Origin of the sequence: Streptomyces sp. NPDC096176 (assembly GCF_044763255.1) — a bacterium.
Classification (GTDB): domain Bacteria; phylum Actinomycetota; class Actinomycetes; order Streptomycetales; family Streptomycetaceae; genus Streptomyces.
The window spans coordinates 289872-303439 of record NZ_JBIWFV010000003.1 but is presented as its reverse complement, the minus strand read 5'-3'; the positions used below and the strand labels follow the sequence as shown (position 1 = coordinate 303439).

11 protein-coding genes and 1 pseudogene are annotated in these 13568 nt (G+C 71.0%); 6 read left to right on the top strand and 6 right to left on the bottom strand.

What is annotated here, in order from left to right:
* Positions 1-60: 60 nt before the first annotated feature.
* The gene (locus ACIQ7Q_RS10085; RefSeq protein WP_403858534.1) at positions 61-2583 is read left to right on the top strand and encodes a SpoIIE family protein phosphatase; all 2523 of its coding nucleotides are present in this window, start codon (positions 61-63) and stop codon (positions 2581-2583) included.
* A 229-nt stretch (positions 2584-2812) separates the two neighbouring features.
* Here ACIQ7Q_RS10085 and ACIQ7Q_RS10080 read toward each other — a convergent pair whose 3' ends face one another.
* The gene (locus ACIQ7Q_RS10080) at positions 2813-3916 is read right to left on the bottom strand and encodes a GyrI-like domain-containing protein (RefSeq protein WP_403858532.1); all 1104 of its coding nucleotides are present in this window, start codon (positions 3914-3916) and stop codon (positions 2813-2815) included.
* A 96-nt stretch (positions 3917-4012) separates the two neighbouring features.
* Positions 4013-4132: pseudogene (locus ACIQ7Q_RS10075) on the bottom strand (ATP-binding protein); the annotation flags it as partial.
* A gap of 153 nt (positions 4133-4285) precedes the next feature.
* On the opposite strand from ACIQ7Q_RS10075, the gene ACIQ7Q_RS10070 reads away from it, so the two are divergent.
* A complete protein-coding gene (locus ACIQ7Q_RS10070; protein ID WP_403858530.1) occupies positions 4286-4450 on the top strand; it encodes a hypothetical protein in 165 nt (54 codons plus the stop codon).
* Entirely contained in the window at positions 4447-4899 is a 453-nt protein-coding gene (locus ACIQ7Q_RS10065; RefSeq protein ID WP_403858528.1) for an acyl-CoA dehydrogenase family protein, read from the top strand. The genes ACIQ7Q_RS10070 and ACIQ7Q_RS10065 overlap by 4 nt, the downstream gene beginning before the upstream one ends.
* Before the next feature lie 62 nt (positions 4900-4961).
* Here the strand turns inward: ACIQ7Q_RS10065 and ACIQ7Q_RS10060 are convergent, their stop codons facing one another.
* On the bottom strand, positions 4962-6020 hold the full coding sequence (locus tag ACIQ7Q_RS10060) for an AraC family transcriptional regulator (protein WP_403858526.1): 1059 nt from the start codon (positions 6018-6020) through the stop codon (positions 4962-4964).
* 263 nt (positions 6021-6283) lie between these two features.
* On the opposite strand from ACIQ7Q_RS10060, the gene ACIQ7Q_RS10055 reads away from it, so the two are divergent.
* Positions 6284-8362 carry a neutral/alkaline ceramidase gene (locus tag ACIQ7Q_RS10055; RefSeq protein ID WP_403858524.1) on the top strand — a complete coding sequence of 693 codons (2079 nt, stop codon included), beginning with the start codon at positions 6284-6286 and terminating at the stop codon, positions 8360-8362.
* Between the two features lie 172 nt (positions 8363-8534).
* Positions 8535-9458 (top strand): glutamate ABC transporter substrate-binding protein, encoded by a 924-nt coding sequence (locus tag ACIQ7Q_RS10050; RefSeq protein ID WP_403858522.1) that lies wholly within the window; start codon positions 8535-8537, stop codon positions 9456-9458.
* Positions 9459-9555: 97 nt separating this feature from the next.
* On the opposite strand, the gene ACIQ7Q_RS10045 is transcribed toward ACIQ7Q_RS10050, so the two are convergent.
* Together ACIQ7Q_RS10045 and ACIQ7Q_RS10040 are read right to left on the bottom strand one after the other, a co-directional pair.
* Positions 9556-9984, bottom strand: a complete 429-nt coding sequence (locus ACIQ7Q_RS10045) for a pyridoxamine 5'-phosphate oxidase family protein (protein WP_403858520.1) — start codon at positions 9982-9984, stop codon at positions 9556-9558.
* Between the two features lie 204 nt (positions 9985-10188).
* Entirely contained in the window at positions 10189-12408 is a 2220-nt protein-coding gene (locus ACIQ7Q_RS10040) for an NADP-dependent isocitrate dehydrogenase (protein WP_403858518.1), read from the bottom strand.
* Positions 12409-12627: 219 nt separating this feature from the next.
* Between ACIQ7Q_RS10040 and ACIQ7Q_RS10035 the strand changes: the two genes are divergently transcribed.
* Positions 12628-13287: a TOPRIM nucleotidyl transferase/hydrolase domain-containing protein gene (locus ACIQ7Q_RS10035; protein ID WP_403859166.1), complete on the top strand. Its 660-nt coding sequence runs from the start codon at positions 12628-12630 to the stop codon at positions 13285-13287.
* A 66-nt stretch (positions 13288-13353) separates the two neighbouring features.
* On the opposite strand, the gene ACIQ7Q_RS10030 is transcribed toward ACIQ7Q_RS10035, so the two are convergent.
* On the bottom strand, positions 13354-13515 hold the full coding sequence (locus ACIQ7Q_RS10030; RefSeq protein WP_403858516.1) for a hypothetical protein: 162 nt from the start codon (positions 13513-13515) through the stop codon (positions 13354-13356).
* Positions 13516-13568 lie beyond the last annotated feature (53 nt).

The window sequence follows — 13568 nt, the reverse complement described above, 5'->3', positions numbered from 1 at the left end:
ATCGCACCGCCCGGAATTCATCGCTCGCGTCGCCACAGCGCCGGGCGGAGGATAGGAGCGATGACCGGATCTGTGACCCTGATCAGTGAGAGCCCGGAGGACCCGTACTCGCACGGTCGAGCCGCCGCCGTGGTGCTCGACCGGCACGGCCGGGTGTCCGGCTGGAGCGAACTCGCTCGGACGCTGACGGGCTACTCCGCCGAGGACGTGCTCGGCCGTTCCGCCATGGAGACCCTGGTGGACCCGGCCGACCGGGACGTGGTCGTGGAGGCCACCACCGCGTGCATCAGGAACCGCGGCTGGTTCGGGATCGTGCCGGTGCGGGCATGCGACGGCAGCACGCTCGGCCTGGGGATCCGGGCACGCTGGGTGACACGCGAGGCGGGGGCCAAGGAGTGGTACCTGGTGGCCGCGCCCGCCGAGGAGGTCCTCCAATGGGAGATCGACCGTTCGGTCATGGACGGCATGTTCCGCAGGTCGCCCATCGGTCTCGCGGTGCACGACACCGATCTGACCATTCTGCGGATCAACCGGGCGATCGCCCGCATCGGCGGCATCAGCACCGAACAGGCGCGGGGCCACCGCATCGGTGACTTCCTCATCAGCTCGGACGCGGAGACCGTCGACGAGGGGCTCCGGAAGGTGCTGGACACCGGTGTTCCGATGATCTTCACGGAGCAGCCGTGCCGGGTGCCGGGCGGGCCCGGCAGACCCGACAGGGAGCGGTATGTCTCGGTGTCCGCGTTCCGCATGGAGGATTCCGCCGGCCGGGTTCTCGGGGTGACACAGCTCGTGGAGGATGTCACCGACGGTCACCGTGCGCGCCGGAGGCTCGCACTGCTCACAGAGGCGGGCGCCACCATCGGAACCACGCTGGACGTGGAGACGACGGCGGAGGAACTGGTGCGGGCGGCGGTACCCGGCCTGGCCGACTGTGTGTCGGTCGACCTCCTCGAGCCGGTCAGCCGCGGCGAGGAACCCGTCCCCGGCGGCGTCGGCCCCGTGCGCAGGACGGCGAACAGGACGATCACGCCCGAGACCGCCCATCTCCTCTTCCCGGTGGGCACGGTGAACTCGTTCCCGAAGGACACACCGCAGGGGCGGTGCCTGTCCACCGGCCGGCCCGTCCTGAAGCCGTACATCGACTTCTCCGACTTCTCCGACTTCCTCACAGCCATGGGCCGGGGTGGGACGACCGGACTCCAGAACGTCCATTCGCTGATGGTGGTCCCCCTGACGGCACGCGGACTCGCCCTGGGGTTCGTCAGCCTGTGGCGCTGGCGGCTGCCCGAGCCGTTCGAAGAGGACGACCTCACCCTGGCGAGCGAGCTCGCCGCCCGTGCGGCGGTCTCCCTGGACAACGCCCGCCGCTTCACCCAGCAGCACCGGGCCGCGCTCGCGCTGCAGCGGCGTCTGCTGCCGCGGGAACTGCCGGCCCACCCGGCGGTCGTCGTCGCGCACCGCTACATGCCTGCGGGAGGGATGACCGGCGTCGGCGGCGACTGGTTCGATGTCATTCCGCTGTCCGGGGCCCGTGTCGCCCTCGTCGTCGGCGACGTCGTCGGGCACGGCATCAACGCCGCGGCCACGATGGGCCGCCTGCGGACCGCCGTGCACACGCTGGCCGATCTCGACCTCGAGCCCGACGAGGTGCTCTCCCACCTCGACGACCTGGTGAACCGGCTGGCCGGGGAACAGGAGCAGGACGTCGAGGGCGGGCCGGGAGAACAGGTGGTGGGCGCGACCTGTCTGTACGCCGTGTACGACCCCGTGACACAACGCTGCTCCCTCGCCCGGGCAGGACATCCGCCGCCGGCGGTGGTGTCGCCCGAGGGAGACGTGAGCGTCCCGGATCTGCCTGCCGGGCCCCCGCTCGGTCTCGGCGGGCTGCCGTTCGAGGCGGCGGAGCTGACGCTTCAGGAAGGCAGCGTCATCGCCCTCTACACGAACGGGCTGGTCGACGGTGCGATGCGCGACATGGAGGCCGGACTGGCCCAGCTGTGCGAGACGCTGGCGGGGCCGGCCCGGCCACTGGAGGACACCGCGCAGGCGGTGGTCGACCGCCTGCTGCCGGAGCGGCCCTCCGACGACGTCGCGCTGCTGCTGGCTCAGACTCACACACTGGCACCGGAGTTGGTCGCCACATGGGAGCTCCCGGCGGAGCCGACCGCTCCGGCGCGCGCCCGTCAGCTCACCACGGACCAGCTGGTGGCGTGGGGGCTGGAGGAGATGGTCTTCTCCACGGAGCTGATCGTCAGCGAGCTCATCACCAACGCCTACCGCTACGCGGGCGGTCCCCTGACGCTGCGGCTCATCCACCACCAGCGGCTCATCTGCGAGGTTTCCGACCCGAGCAGCACCTCCCCCCATCTGCGGCGGGCGCGCAGCACCGACGAAGGCGGGCGGGGCCTGCTCCTGGTCGCCCAGCTGACGACGCGCTGGGGCACACGGCACACACGGGAGGGCAAGACTGTCTGGACCGAGCAGGCGCTGCCGTCGCTCCTCAGCGGGCTGCCCGAACACGAACCCGACCCCGACCCGCAGCTGAACTCGGGCCCGAACCCGACCCCGACCCGAAACTGAACTCGGGCCCGAACCCGACCCCGACCCGAACCCGAACTCGGGCCCGAACCCGGACCCCGACCCGACGCCGTGCCCTAGCCGCGGCGGAGCCTCGTAAGGCCGGCTCGGGCCGCGCCGGGCCGTCACAGTCGAACCAGCCCCCTCGACCCGGCCATGCCAGAAGCACCACCTCGCCCAGCCCGGTGGCCGCTGCGACGAGCGGCCGCGTCCCGGCTCGCCGCGGACGGGGTCACCAGTCGCCGTCGGCGACCGCCTTGCCCGGCCGGGGGGCGTCGCCCAGGGGCAGGACCTGACCGGGCGCCGGGGGCTGCCACGGGACGTGGTCGTCACCGAGCCAGTCGCCGACCGGCTGCACGTCGCTCAGGGTCTGCGTGGGCGGGAGGTCGGCGGCGTTCTCGTCGTAGTACTCGAACCAGGGCAGCCCGGCCCGCGTGTAGGCGGCACGGTCGACCGGGGACGGCGGCGCGTCCTCGCCAGTGATGCGGCGCCACTCGGGCGGGGTCACCAGGTGGACGAACACCCGGCCGGCCGGCTCCTTCGCCCAGTCGGAGAAACGCCGGTCGTCGCGGTGGACCTCCTGCCGCATGGAGCCGCCCACGCCGAGACCCATCGCCGCGGCACGCGCGGGCGGCGGCCCGCCGAACTGGGCAGGTGGGACGACCGCACCGGGCGCCGGGGGTGCGGCCCCGTACGCCGCGGGCGGGGCGGGCGGGGCACCGGGCGCCTGCGGCGCGGCGGGCGGCGCTCCCGCCGCGGACCACGCGGTCCGCGCCGCACGCTCCGCGCGTACGCGCTCCTCCTCGCGCCAGGCCGCCAGCGCCGAGCCCGACAGCCCGAACGCCTGCAACTGGACGCCGCCCCACGTCTCCTCGCCGGTGACCTGGCCCTCCACGGTGGCGCCGAGTCCCAGCGGGACGGCGACGAACTGACGAACCGTGCCCTTGCCGGAGTTGATGCCGTCCAGCCACGGCTGGCAGGGCAGCACCACGTAGTTCTGCGGCTTTCGCGTCAGCTTCCCGCGCCACGGTTCGCCGGAGACGGCGCACACCTTGCCGACGCCGACCTGGAGCGCGGCGGGCTCGGTGGTGCCGGCGAAGCTGAGCCACATGGCCTCGCGCAGATACACGGGCAGCATCACGCCGCCCCGCTCGAGCATCTGCGGCGGCACGGTGCCTGCGTGGTCCTCGACGCGCCGTACCGGGAACTCGCCCAGCCCCGGCGGCAGCGGATGTGTGCCCGATTCCGGCAGGCGCAGCGTCCTGATGAACCGGACCCGCACTCCGTCGCCCAGCAGCAGGCTGTTTCCCTCGATCCGCACGGCGCTCTCGGCCATGGCGAACTCCCCTTCTCCCGGCACCCTTACGCTTTCGCTGGTACCACGACGCCCGGCCGGTCCTGGTTCCGCTCCGGCCGCACGACCCCGGGACTCTCACGCGGATGCCGGCACGATGTCCTGTTCCGCCCAGACGACCTTGCCGTGGGAGGTCCGGCAGGAACGCCAGCGGCGGCAGAGCATGTTGATGAGCTGAAGTCCCCGGCCGCCTTCGTCGTACTCTGTCGCCGGCCGAGGGCGGGTACGTCCTCGACGGGCGCCAGGATCTGCCGGCCGGCGTCGGCGTCGCCGACCGGCTGGTCATCGGCGCGCGCTGCTCCCGTCAGCGGCGACCGGCTGATCGCCCTGGTGGATCCCGCCGGTCCCGGGGTGTCCACGCAGGACGCGCACGACCTCGTCGGGCAGCGCCTCACCGGGGCGGGCAGCGTCCTTTTCGATCGTGTCGCGGTCCCGGCGGAGCACATCCTCGGCTCCGCGTCCCGCGACGAGCACGCCGTGCGGCCCGGCGCGGCACTTGCCCCTCTCGGGACGTGAGCCGCGCCGCGAGTGCCGCACCGCCCTCCGCCACCATGGACGACGGCAGCTTCGGCAACCGGCAGGGCGAGGACCCGTACGTCCTCCTCGCCTACGGAGAGCTCGCCACCGCCTTCCACGCCGCCGTGGCAGTCGTCGAACGGGCGACGGACGCCGTCGCGCAGGGGTTGCTCACCGGACCGGACCTCGCGGTGGACGACTGCGCCGACATCGCCGCCCTTGTCTCGGCGGCCGAGACGGTCACCGCCCGGTCGGCCGTACGGATCACCACCCGAGTCCTCGAGCTCACCGGGGCGTTCGGCGCCGCCTGTCACAGCACCCAGGGGTTCGACAGGTTCTGGCGGGACGCACGCGCGCTGACCCTCCGCGTCCCGGAGGCCCACCGGTTGCGGGACATCGGCGACCACTACCTCAACGGGACGCGCCCCGGGCTCGCCCGGCACCCCTGACCGCGCCCGCGCGAGCGGGGTGTCCGGGCTGCGGGCCGCGGGGGTCCCGCGGGTCCCGCGGGTCATCGCAGACGGGAGGCGGCGTCGCGCATCGCGGAGGGGCTCGTGCCGAACCAGCGTGCCACTGCACGCCGCAGGGTCCGCGCGTCACTGAATCCGAGCATCCTCGCGATCCTGTGCAGCGGCAGGTCGCTGGTCATCATAAGTTCCTCGGCCCGGACCAGACGGACCGAGTCGACGAGCGCCTCGTAGGTCGTGCCGTGTTCGGCGAGCCTTCTGCGCAGAGTCCGTTCGCTCATCCCCCGGGCCAGCGCCTGTTGTGCAAGCGGCGGCACGTGGGGCAGGCCGCGGGCGACGGAGACTTCCAGTCCCTGCACCAGGTCCTGGCGTTCGCGTCCGTGCGTGCGCGCCGCGTCGAGCAGTCCGACCACCTGGGCGAGGGTGTACGCGTCCGCGCCGGGCAGGGGGCTGCGCAGATCATCTGCGGCGAACACGAGGCGGTCGTCGGGGGCATCGAAGGTGACGGGGCAGCGGAAGTGCCGCTCGTACTCGTCTCCGTACGCCGGGCGGTGGTGCCGTACGGCGACGGAGTGCGGCGTGAACTCCTCCCGCCAGGCGTCCCTGATCAGGGCCACGATGCTGCCGAACGCCTCTTCGAGGAGAAACGCCCGCAGTTCGGAGTCGGTGTACCGGGCGGTCGCCAGGATCGCGGCGCCGGCCGGCACGGTCTCGAGGCGGTAGTCGAGCATGGATCCGGTGACGCCGTGGTGACGGACTCCGAGCTCGACGGCATCGCCGAGCGTGGCGCTGGCCTGGAGACCGAGGCCGACCAGCCCCCACGCGGTCACCCGCTGACGGCGGCCCACCGCCAGGCCGAGGGCGGGGTCGCCGAGGTCCCGCACTGCCGCCCTGATCACCGAGCTGCCCTGCCGGTAGGACACCCGCAGGCCGACGGAGCTGAGAGCTGCCTCGCTGAGTCCGGCGCGACCGAGGGCCGGGCCGAGGTCGTGACCGCGCTCGGCGGCCACGAGGGAGAGATACCGCAGGAGATGGGGCGTGATGGTCGCGGATCCGCACCGCGGGTCGGCGAGGCTCGCCGGCAACTGCCCCGGTGCGGGCATCCATCCCGTTGTGTGCGGCACCGTGGCCTCACCTCCGGGCGGCCACTGTAGGGATTTCGGCAGCGGGAGGACAGGGCCCGTGGCCGCTGAAGTCCCGTTACTGGCCGGTTGAGTCCTCTCCACCGGCCTCCCGCCCCCCTTACCGTCGGTCACACCTGTCACGAACGGCATGGCTCGAACGGCAGGGCACGACGCGGCGCTTCACCCACGACACGGGCCGCCGCACACTCGGTCGGCACGGATTGCAGCACGAGGGAGTGGACATGCGGTTGTTCCCCGGTTCGGACGCGAAGGCGCTCTCCCTGCTGCTGGCGGCATCGCTCGGCGCACTGACCCTGGCGGCCGTGCCGGGAGCCGTCCCCGCGGGCGCGGCTCCGGCAGAGGCGACAGCCGCCGAGCCGACGACCTATCTCGTCGGCCGGGGCATCTCCGACGTCACCGGGGAGGCCGCGGAAGTCGGCATGATGGGCTACTCGAGCTTCGACCAGAAGGCGAGCGGCATCCATCAACGGCAGCGCTCACGGGCGTTCATCGTGGCGGACCGGACCAGCGGCAGCCGCGTCGTGTACGTCAACGCCGACCTGGCCATGATCTTCCAGTCCGTGCGGCAGGGTGTCCTCGCGAAGCTCCGGGAACGCTACGGCTCGCTCTACGGGGAGCAGAACGTCCTGCTCTCCGCGACGCACACCCACGCGGGCTCCGGCGGCCATTCGCACCACCTGGCGTACAACCTGGCTTCGCTCGGCTTCCAGAAGGAGACCTACCGGTCGATCGTCGACGGCATCGTCGAGTCGGTGGCCGAGGCACACGAGGACCTCGCACCGGGCACGATCACGCTGGGCAGAGGCGAACTGACGAACGCGAGCGTGAACCGCTCCAGAACCGCGTTCGACGAGAACCCCGCCGGCGACAAGGCGGCCTTCCCGGGCGCCATCGACCCCGCGATGACCGTGCTCCGCTTCCGGCAGGGCGACAGCGACATCGGTGCCATCAGCTGGTTCGCCACGCACAACACGTCGCTCACGAACAAGAACACCCTCCTCAGCCCCGACAACAAGGGCTACGCGGCGTACGAGTGGGAGCACGACGAGAAGGGTGTGCGCTACCTCGACAACCGGAAGGGCTTCGTCGCGGCGTTCCCCAACACCAACGCCGGCGACATGTCGCCCAACCTGAACCTGAAGCCCGGCTCGGGGCCGACGGAGGACGAGTTCGAGAACACGCGCATCATCGGCGACCGGCAGTTCCGCAAGGCACAGGAGATCTACGCCGGGGCGGCCACCCCGGTCAGCGGCAGCGTCGACTCCCGCCTGCGGTACGTGAACATGGAAGAGGTCACCGTCGCCGGGAAGTACACCCCGGACGGCAAGGAGCACCGCACCTGCCCTGCCGTGGTGGGCGCCTCGACCCTCGCGGGCAGCGTCGAGGACGGTCCCGCGATCCCCGGCTTCACCGAGGGCATGAACAGCCCGGTGGCCGAGCTGCTGAAGCCGTTCGACATCGATCCGCCCGAGTGGCTGGTGAGCTGCCAGTATCCGAAGGCGAGTCTGGTCCCCACCGGGCTGGTCAACGCGGTTACGCCCACGACCCCCACGATCCTGCCCGTGCAGATCGTCAAGATCGGCCAGTTCTACCTGGTCGCCGGGCCCGCCGAGTACACGATCGTCTCGGGGCTGCGCATCCGCCGCTCGGTCGCCGGGGAACTGGGCGTGCCGCTCGAGAACGTGCTGATGCAGGGATACGCGAACGCCTACAGCCAGTACGTGACGACACCGGAGGAGTACGACCTGCAACAGTACGAGGGCGGCTCGACGCTCTTCGGACGTCACACACTGCCCGCGCACCAGCAGGAGTTCGCCTCTCTTGCCGCCTCGTTGCGGGACGGCACGTCCGTCGACCAGGGCCCGACGCCGCCCGACCAGTCGAACCGGCAGGTCTCGCTGCAGACCGGCGTGGTGATGGACAACCCGCCCTCGGGCAAGAAGTTCGGTGACGTACTGAGCGGTCCTGCGGCTTCCTACACGCGGGGCGCCACGGTGACGGCCGAGTTCGTGACCGGGCATCCCAAGAACGACCTGCACCGCAACGGGACCTTCCTCGAGGTGCAGCGCCAGGTGAACGGCTCCTGGGTCCGCCACCTGGACGACGGCGACTGGGACACCACGTATCGCTGGGTCCGGCTCAACGGCCTGACGGGCACCTCCAAGGCCGTCGTCACCTGGAAGATCGCTCCCGGCACACCGGCGGGGACGTACCGGATCGTGCACCACGCAGACGCGAAGAGCCTCCTCGGCAGGATCACCGCGTTCAGCGGGGCGACGGGGACGTTCACGGTCGGCTGAGTGTGCTGGTGCGCACCCGGTGTTCGCGCCGGGTGCGCACCCCCGCGACGATCGGGAGCGCAACCCGGCCGCCGTATCCGGAATGTGATGCTCAATTTCAGCTCAGATGTAATGACGCTGCGCCCTGCGACTCCTTACTCTCCTCGCAAAATCGAGTGAAGGATGTCGCACCATGAAGGCCTACAAGTCCGCCGCGACCGCGGCTGTCACCGTGCTCACCGTCGCCCTCACCGCAACCGCCTGTGGTGGCGACTCCGAGACCTCCGGTGACGGGCCGACGACCCGCGCGGACGCGAGGGACCTTCCGAAGCTGCCCACCTACACGGTCGCCAGGAACGTCGAGATCGACTCCCCGACCCTGAAGAAGGCCCAGGCGGCCGGCAAGCTGGTCATCGGCGCCAAGAACGACCAGCCCTTCCTCGGCTTCGAGGACGAGACCGGCAAGCGCTCCGGCTTCGACATCGAGATCGCCAAGATGGTCGCGGCCGACCTCGGTTTCCCCGCCGACAAGATCGAGTTCAAGACGGTCGACACCGGCGTCCGCGAGCAGGCCATCTCCAACGGCGAGGTCGATCTGTACGTCGGCACGTACACCATGAACGACGAGCGCAGGAAGAAGGTCGGGTTCGCCGGCCCTTATTACATGGCCGGCGCCGACCTGCTGATCCGCGAGGACGACAGGACCATCGCGGGACCGTTCTCCCTGCAGGGCAAGAAGGTCTGCTCCGCGAAGGGTTCGACTGCGCTCCGGGAGATCAAGAAGCCCGAGTACAACACCACGACGGTCGAGACCGCCAAGTACACCGAGTGCGTCCGGCTGCTGCTCGAGTCCGAGGTCGACGCCGTCACCACGGACGACGCCATCCTCAAGGGCTACGCCGCCCAGCACCCGGGCCAACTGAAGGTCGTCGGCCGCCCGTTCACGGAGGAGCCCTACGGCATCGGCATGGCCAAGGGCGACAAGGCCCTCCGCGATGCCGTCTCCGACGCCATCGTGGCGCACGACGAGAACGGCGACTACAAGATGGCGTACGACGCGACGCTCGGCCTCTCGGGCTCGCACTACGTGGGCCCGCCGATGGTGCTGCGCCCCTGACGCCGGCCGGCGGGCGGGGCGCATCGGCGCACCGCCCGCTCGGGCGGGGCTGTCCCGGTCCGACCTGCCCCACGCGGCCCGCTCGGACCGCGCTCCCTCAGGCCTCCCCCAGGTCCGAGCTGATCCAGCGCTGCGGGCGCATCCGGATGACCAGTTGCTCACCGTGGTTCTGCCAGGCGAAGTCGACGTAGGCCTCGACCTTCCCCGGTTCCAGATAGCGCGCCGAGATCTCCACCAGCTGCTCACGGGTCGCCGCGACCGTCTCGACGACGGGGCCCTCGACCGAGACGTAGCGGATCGTCGGTTCCACGCGGTCGACCATCAGCGAGAACCGGCCGGCGGACGCGATCGCCCGCGCCTTCCGCGAGTCGCGGCCGGTCATGATCCAGATGTCGCCGCCGGGTTCGTACTGATACCAGATCGGCACCGTGAGGGGAGCCCGGTTCTCCTCGCCGGCATCGGCCGCGAGTGCTGCGACATGCGGCTCTGCCAGGAACTTCTCACGGTCTTCACGGGTGAGCGCCATGGTGACTCCTTCGTACGGTTCGGCCGCGCGCCGGGCGGGTGGTGCCCATTCCGGCTCTCCTCCCCTGTGTCAACAGCAGCCCCGCAGTGCCGTGTTCCCGCCCTGGCCGGACAGACTCGATCGCGGCCGCAGACACGACCGCCCCGGCCGGGCAGAAGTGCCGGCCGGGGCGGTGCGAGGGGCGGCGGACCGCCCGAGCCTTTGTCAGCTGAGGGTCGCCAGAGCCTGGTTGAAGGTCTTCGACGGACGCATGACGGCCGAGGCCTTCGCGACGTCCGGCTGGTAGTAGCCGCCGATATCGGCCGGGGAGCCCTGCACCGCGATCAGCTCGTCGACGATGGTCTGCTCCTGCTCGCCCAGCGTCTTGGCCAGCGGCGCGAACGCCTCCGCGAGCTGCTTGTCCTCGGACTGCTTGGCCAGCTCCTGGGCCCAGTACAGGGCAAGGTAGAAGTGGCTGCCGCGGTTGTCGATGCCGCCCAGCTTGCGGCTCGGGGACTTGTCCTCGTTGAGGAAGGTGCCGGTGGCGCGGTCGAGCGTGTCGGCGAGGACCTGGGCGCGGGCGTTGCCCGTGGTCGTCGCGAGGTGCTCGAAGCTGACGGCCAGCGCGAGGAACTCGCCGAGGCTGTCCCAGCGCAGGTAGTTCTCCTTGATGAGCTGCTGCACGTGCTTGGGGGCCGAGCCGCCGGCGCCCGTCTCGAACAGTCCGCCGCCGTTCATCAGCGGGACGATCGAGAGCATCTTGGCACTCGTGCCGAGCTCCAGGATCGGGAACAGGTCGGTCAGGTAGTCGCGCAGCACGTTGCCGGTCACGGAGATCGTGTCCTCACCGCGGCGGATGCGCTCGAGGGAGAACGCGGTCGCCTCGACCGGAGCCATGATCTCGATCTGCAGGCCCTCGGTGTCGGGCTCGGCCAGGTAGGTCTTGACCTTCTCGATCAGCTGCGCGTCGTGGGCGCGGCCCTCGTCGAGCCAGAACACGGCCGGGACGCCGGTCGCGCGGGCGCGGGTGACGGCGAGCTTGACCCAGTCCTTGATGGGAGCGTCCTTGGTCTGGCACATCCGGAAGATGTCACCGGCGCTCACGACCTGCTCCAGCACCGCGTTGCCGGCGGCGTCGACGACGCGGACCGTGCCCGTGGTGGGGATCTCGAAGGTCTTGTCGTGGCTGCCGTACTCCTCGGCCTTCTGCGCCATCAGACCGACGTTCGGCACGGAGCCCATCGTCGACGGGTCGAAGGCGCCGTTGGCGCGGCAGTCGTCGATGACGACCTGGTAGACGCCCGCGTAGCTGCTGTCCGGCAGGACCGCGAGGGTGTCGGCCTCCTGGCCGTCGGGGCCCCACATGTGGCCGGAGGTGCGGATCATCGCCGGCATGGAGGCGTCGACGATGACGTCGGACGGCACGTGCAGGTTGGTGATGCCGCGGTCGGAGTCGACCATCGCGAGGGCCGGGCCCTCGGCGATCTCGGCGTCGAAGGAAGCCTTGATCTCGGCACCCTCGGGGAGGGCCTCGAGGCCCTTGTAGATGCCGCCGAGGCCGTCGTTCGGGGTCAGGCCGGCCTTGGCGAGCGCCTCGCCGTACTGGGCGAAGGTCTTCGGGAAGAAGGCGCGTACGACGTGGCCGAAGATGATCGGGTCGGAGACCTTCATCATCGTGGCCTTCAGGTGCACGGAGAACAGCACGTCCTCCGCCTTGGCGCGGCCGACCTGGGCGGTGAGGAACTCGCGCAGGGCGGCGACGCGCATGACGGACGCGTCGACGACCTCGTCCGCGAGGACCGGGACCGACTCGCGCAGCACGGTCGTGGAGCCGTCGTCACCCTTGAGCTCGATGCGCAGGGTGCCGTCCTCGGCGACGACCGCGGACTTCTCGGTGGAGCGGAAGTCGTCCACGCCCATGGTGGCGACGTTCGTCTTCGACTCGGGGGTCCAAGCGCCCATGCGGTGCGGGTGGGCCTTGGCGTAGTTCTTGACCGAGGCGGGGGCGCGGCGGTCGGAGTTGCCCTCGCGCAGGACCGGGTTGACGGCGCTGCCCTTGACCTTGTCGTAGCGGGCGCGGATGTCGCGCTCCTCGTCGGTCTTCGGGTCGTCCGGGTAGTCCGGCAGCGCGTAGCCCTGCTCCTTGAGTTCGGCGACGGCGGCCTTCAGCTGCGGGATCGAGGCCGAGATGTTCGGCAGCTTGATGATGTTCGCTTCGGGCGTCTTGGCCAGCGCCCCGAGCTCGGCGAGGGCGTCGTCGATGCGCTGGCCCTCTTCGAGGTACTCGGGGAACTGGGAGATGATCCGTCCCGCGAGCGAGATGTCACGGGTCTCCACGGTGACACCGGCCGTCGATGCGTACGCCTGGATCACAGGCAGGAACGAGTACGTCGCCAGGGCGGGCGCCTCGTCAGTGTGCGTATAAATGATGGTCGAGTCAGTCACCGGGTGCTCCGCTCTCCACGTCTGCAACATTGCTCGACATCAAGATATCCCGTGATCGCTCCCCACTCGACAGGGCCCTGCCTCGCGGCGGCGCCACCCGGACCGCACGGGAGTTCCGGGGCGCCCGCAAGGGTGTCGTGGTGGCACGACAGGATCGTGGTGAGGCCGTAAAGCGGTGGGCCGACGGGCTCGGCGCGCGTAGGCTCCGGCTCCGTGGACGTGACGAGCAAGGACGGTTTCCGCTCGGCCGTCGTCGCATGGGCGGCCGGCGGACCGGGCGCCCATGCGGCGGCAGCGGCCGCGCATGAGCTGGCCGTGGCCGCCGGACTGCACACGCTCGTGCTCGTCGAGGGCCGCAGCGACAGGGCCGCGGTCGAGGCGCTGGCGCTGCGCCACGGACGCGATCTCGACGCGGAGGGCGTCAGTGTCGTCCCCATGGGCGGTGCGACGAACATCGGCCGCTTCCTGGAGCTGCTCGGCCCAGGAGGGCTCGACGTCGAGCTCGCGGGGCTGTGCGACGCCGCGGAGGAGCGCTTCTTCCGCCGCGCCCTGGAGCGGGCGGGCCTTGGCGCCCAGCCCGACCGTGACGCGCTGCAACGGCGCGGCTTCCAGGTATGCGACGCGGACCTCGAGGACGAGCTCCTGCGCGCCCTGGGGGCCGACGCCGTGGAGCGGGTGCTTGCCGTCCAGGGCGATCTGCGGTCGTTCCGTACTTTCCAGAAACAGCCCGCTCAGCGGGAGCGGACCGTTCACAGGCAGCTTCGGCGTTTCATGGGCACCCACAGCGGACGCAAGATCCACTATGCCCGCATGCTCGTCGAGGAACTGGACGAGGAGCGCGTCCCAGGGCCGCTGCGCCGATTGCTCGACCAGGTCTGAGCGAAACGGCCGACGGGGCCGGACAGGGCACGGAGGCAAAGGCACGAAGGCCTCCGGCGAAAGACCCTAGCGGCGGCCGGCGGAGGCCATGCCGTCGCCGAAGTCGAAGATCCGCCCCATCTCGCGCAGCGTCTCCTCGGCGGTGCGTCGGACGTCGGCGGGCACATCGCCCCGCTCGTCCACCAGATCCGCGTAGATCGGTGCCTCGGTGCGGTCTGCGGAACTCATCTCGAACAGGGTCCTTTCCCAGGGGTCGCTTCGTGCCGCCATTGGCGACGGCC